At 75.8% G+C, this 4,120-nt stretch carries 4 protein-coding genes; 3 read left to right on the forward strand and 1 reads right to left on the reverse strand.

Annotation, left to right across the window (positions count from 1 at the left end; translation table 11 throughout):
• Window positions 1–27 precede the first annotated feature (27 nt).
• The gene (locus tag DI269_RS13540; RefSeq protein ID WP_112136697.1) at window positions 28–510 is read right to left on the reverse strand and encodes a hydrogenase maturation protease; all 483 of its coding nucleotides are present in this window, start codon (window positions 508–510) and stop codon (window positions 28–30) included.
• 149 nt (window positions 511–659) lie between these two features.
• Between DI269_RS13540 and hypF the strand changes: the two genes are divergently transcribed.
• The 3 genes from hypF to hypD form a co-directional block, all read left to right on the forward strand.
• The gene (gene hypF / locus DI269_RS13545) at window positions 660–2,960 is read left to right on the forward strand and encodes a carbamoyltransferase HypF (RefSeq protein ID WP_112136699.1); all 2,301 of its coding nucleotides are present in this window, start codon (window positions 660–662) and stop codon (window positions 2,958–2,960) included.
• Entirely contained in the window at window positions 2,960–3,211 is a 252-nt protein-coding gene (locus DI269_RS13550; RefSeq protein ID WP_112136701.1) for a HypC/HybG/HupF family hydrogenase formation chaperone, read from the forward strand. Before hypF ends, DI269_RS13550 begins: the two co-directional genes overlap by 1 nt.
• Window positions 3,208–4,120: hydrogenase formation protein HypD (gene hypD / locus DI269_RS13555; RefSeq protein ID WP_112136703.1), on the forward strand; the 913-nt coding region annotated here is incomplete at its 3' end. The genes DI269_RS13550 and hypD, both read left to right, overlap by 4 nt.

The following is a 4,120-nucleotide window of genomic DNA, read 5'->3' on the forward strand; positions in this document are numbered from 1 at the left end:
CCGGAGGGCCGGCCCCGCGCCGCGGGTTCAGGCCGCGATCCGCTCGGCGGCGAGCTCGGCGAGGTCGGCCCAGACGTGCTCGGCCACGTGCTCGACGGCCCGCTGGACGGGTCCGGACATGCGCGGGCCGAACCCGTACTCTTCGATCTCGATCGCGTACACGATGAGCCGCTCGGGCATCCGGTCGAGCTCGCGCGCCAGCCGGACCGCGGTCCCCAGGCCGAGTCCGTGCGAAGTGGACGGCGGTTCGGCGGAGGCCTCCACGGCCTCGATGTCGAGCCGGTGGATCGCCCCGGGCCGCGGCGAGCGGACCGACAGCGCGTCGATCACGATCGCCAGCTCCGACCTCGACCACAGCTCGATGAGCCGCGAGGGCTCGCCGTCGCAGACGGCGAACGTCACCCCCGGCGGGCTCACCGACTCCCGGAGCAGGTCGACCGCGGCCGGCCCCGCCCCGTCGTCCTGACGGTAGATGTTGCCGACCCCGATGACCACTGCCGAAGGCGACATGGCGGCCTCCCTTCCTTCCCCCTGACCCCCAACGTAGGCCGGGGCCCGGGCGCGCGGACGGGACCGAAGGTCCCGTCCGGAAGGGAGTGAAGGCCCAAGCGCGGCGCCGGTTCGAGGACGATGCTCGAAGTGACGGCGAAAGGAGTCCCATGCGAACTTCCGGACCCGCCGCTCCGGCGGCGCGACGCATCGAACTGCACGGCATCGTGCAGGGTGTGGGCTTCCGCCCGTACGTGTTCCGGCTCGCCCGCGACTGCGGCCTCACCGGGACCGTCCGCAACGCCGGCGGCGACGTCGTCATCGAGGCGTTCGGCGCCGAGGCGGCGCTGCGGGACTTCCTGGCCCGCCTCCCCGACGAGGCGCCCCCCGGGGCGCTCGTCCGCGAGATCCAGACCTCCCCGCTCGGGGAGGCGCCCCTGCGCGGCTTCACGATCGCCGCCAGCACCGCCGCCGACCCGCGCGCGGCCGGCATCCCGCCCGACCTGGCGACCTGCGACGACTGCCTCCTCGAACTGTTCGACCCCGGCGACCGCCGCTACCGCTACCCGTTCCTCAACTGCGCCTCGTGCGGGCCCAGGGCCAGCGTCATCGAGGGCCTCCCCTACGACCGGGAGCGGACCACCATGCGGGCCTTCACGATGTGCGAGGAGTGCCGCGCCGAGTACGAGGACCCCGCCGACCGCCGGTTCCACGCCGAGCCGATCGCCTGCCCGCGCTGCGGGCCCCGCCTGAGCTGGAACGGCGGGGCCTCCTCCGGCGGCAGCGCCCTCGCCGACGCGGTCCGCGCCGTCGCGGCCGGAGGCGTCATCGCGCTCAAGGGCATCGGCGGCTACCAGCTGGTGTGCGACGCCGCCGACGAGGTCGCCCTCTCGCGCGTCCGACTGCTCAAGAGCCGCCCCGCCAAAGCGCTCGCGGTCATGGTCGCCGACCTCGGCGAGGCGCTCGCCGCCGCCGACCTCGGCGCCGCCGAGCAGCGGCTCCTGCTGGAGCCGGGCCGCCCGATCGTCCTGGCCCGGTCGCGGCGCACCCTCCCGGACCTCGTCGCGCCCGGCTCCCACCGGATCGGCCTGCTCCTGCCCAACAGCCCCCTGCACCACCTGCTGCTGAGCGCCCTCGACCGGCCCCTGGTCGTCACCAGCGCGAACCGGCCGGGCGAGCCCACGATCACCCGCGACGCGGAGGCCGCCGCCGCGTTCGGCCGCCGCCTGGACGGGATCCTCGCCCACGACCGGCCCATCGCCGCCCGCTACGACGACTCGGTCGCCCAGGTCGTCGACGGCAGGCCCCGACTGCTGCGCCGCGCCCGCGGCTACGCCCCGGCTCCGCTTCCGCTCCCGGAGCCGACGGCCGTAGCGCTGCTCGCGGGCGGGGCGCAGCGCAAGCACGCCTGCGCCGTGGCCGTGGGGCGCCAGGCCGTCCTCGGCCCGCACACCGGGGACCTGGAGAACGCGGCGGGGTTCGCGGCATTCGCCGAATCGGCCGCGAACCTGGGCCGGCTCTACGGCGTCGCGCCCGCGGCCGTCGCGCACGACCTCCACCCCGGCTACCTGTCCACGCAGTACCTCCGGTCGCGCGAAGGCGTCGACGCCGAAGGCGTGCAGCACCACCACGCCCACGTCGTCGCCTGCGCGGCCGAGCACGACGTGGAGGCCCCGTTCGTCGGCGTCGCCTACGACGGCCTCGGCTACGGCGAGGACGGCGGCCTGTGGGGCGGCGAGGTCATGGTCGCCGACTACACCTCCTTCAGGCGCACGGCCCGCTTCGGCCTGGCGGCGATGCCGGGCGGCGAGCGCGCCGTCACGCGCCCGGCCCGCATGGCGATGGGCTACCTGCTCGGCCCCGAGCCGGGCCTGGGCGCGGTCGACCCCGGGCTCGCGCGGACCTTCCTGCGGCGCTTCGACCCCTGGGAGGTCGCGCTCGTGCGCCGCATGGTCGAGCACGGCGTGAACTCGCCGCGGATCTCAAGCGCAGGAAGGCTGTTCGACGCCGCCGCGAGCCTCCTGGGCCTGTGCGACGACATCACGTTCGAAGGCGAGGCCGCGATGCGCCTCGAATCCGCGGCCGCCGACCACTGGGGCCGGCCCCTGCCGTGGCGGATCACCGAGCGGGACGGCCTGTGGGTCCTCGACCCCGCGGTGACGCTCCAGGCGCTCCTGGCCGCGTCCCGCGCCGAGCCGATCGGCACGGTCGCCGCCCGCTTCCACGCCGCGGTCGCCGAGGCCACCGCGGAACTGGTGCGCATCAGCGCCTACCGCGCCGGCACCCGCCGGGTCTGCCTGGGCGGCGGCGTGTTCGCCAACCGCCGCTTCGCCGAGGACCTGCTCGGCGCCCTGCGGAGCGACGGGTTCGAACCCCGGCTGGGCGAGCGCGTGCCGCCCGGCGACGGCGGCATCGCCTACGGGCAGGCCGTGGTCCTGGCCGCGCGCCTCGCCCGGAGAGGAGCCTCCTGATGTGCCTGGGCGTCCCCGGACGGATCCGCTCGATCGGCGACTCGGTCCCCCCGATGGGGACGGTCGACTTCGGCGGCGTCCGCCGCGAGGTCTGCCTCGCCTACACCCCCGAGGCCGCGGTCGGCGACTTCGTGATCGTCCACGTCGGCTTCGCGATCGCCCGCATCCGCCCCGACGAGGCCGCCCGCTCCCTCGCCGCCCTCCGGGCGCTGCCGGGCGTCCTGGAGGCCGAACTGGGAGGCCGGCCGTGAAGTACCTCGACGAGTACCGCGACCCCGTCCTCGCCCGGGCGCTCCTCGCCGAGCTCCGCGCCCTGGCGACCCGGCCGTGGGCGCTCATGGAGGTCTGCGGCGGCCAGACCCGCACCCTGGTCCGCCAGGGCATCGACGAGCTGCTCCCGGCCGGGATGCGGATGGTCCACGGGCCCGGCTGCCCCGTCTGCGTCACCCCGCTGGCGACCATCGACCTGGCGCTGCGCCTCGCGGCGCTCCCCGGCGTGGTCTTCACCAGCTTCGGCGACATGCTCCGCGTCCCCGGGTCCTCGACCGATCTGCTGCACGTCAAGGCAGCCGGCGGCGACGTGCGGGCCGTCTACTCGCCGATGGACGCCGTCCGCATCGCCCGCGAGGAGCCGCACCGGCAGGTCGTGTTCTTCGCGGTCGGATTCGAGACCACCGCGCCCGCCGCCGCCATGGCCGTGCTCACCGCCGCCCGCCTCGGCCTGGACAACTTCTCGATGCTCGTCTCCCACGTCCTCGTCCCGCCCGCGATGGCCGCGATCCTCGCGGACGGCGACCACCTGGTGCAGGGGTTCCTCGCCGCCGGGCACGTGTGCGCCGTCATGGGCTGGCGCGAGTACGAGCCGCTGGCCGCCGCGTACCGGACCCCCATCGTCGTCACCGGCTTCGAGCCGCTCGACCTCCTCGAAGGCATCGTCATGGCCGTCCGCCAGCTCGAAGAGGGACGGTTCGAAGTGGAGAACCAGTACGCCCGCGCGGTCTCGCGCGACGGCAACACGGCCGCCCGGGACGCGGTCGCCGAGGTCTTCACCGTCGCCGCCCGCGACTGGCGCGGCCTCGGGCCCGTCCCCGCCTCGGGCCTCGCCCTCGCCGGCGCCTACGCGGCGTTCGACGCCGAGCGCCGCTTCGACACCGGCGGCC

Source organism: Glycomyces dulcitolivorans (assembly GCF_003265355.1).
Taxonomy (GTDB): domain Bacteria; phylum Actinomycetota; class Actinomycetes; order Mycobacteriales; family Micromonosporaceae; genus Glycomyces; species Glycomyces dulcitolivorans.

Bases quoted from the DNA above. Each gene is read 5' to 3' on its own strand.
- DI269_RS13540 (WP_112136697.1), bottom strand. From the start codon at position 510: ATGTCGCCTTCGGCAGTGGTCATCGGGGTCGGCAACATCTACCGTCAG.
- DI269_RS13550 (WP_112136701.1), top strand. From the start codon at position 2,960: ATGTGCCTGGGCGTCCCCGGACGGATCCGCTCGATCGGCGACTCGGTC.
- hypF (WP_112136699.1), top strand. From the start codon at position 660: ATGCGAACTTCCGGACCCGCCGCTCCGGCGGCGCGACGCATCGAACTG.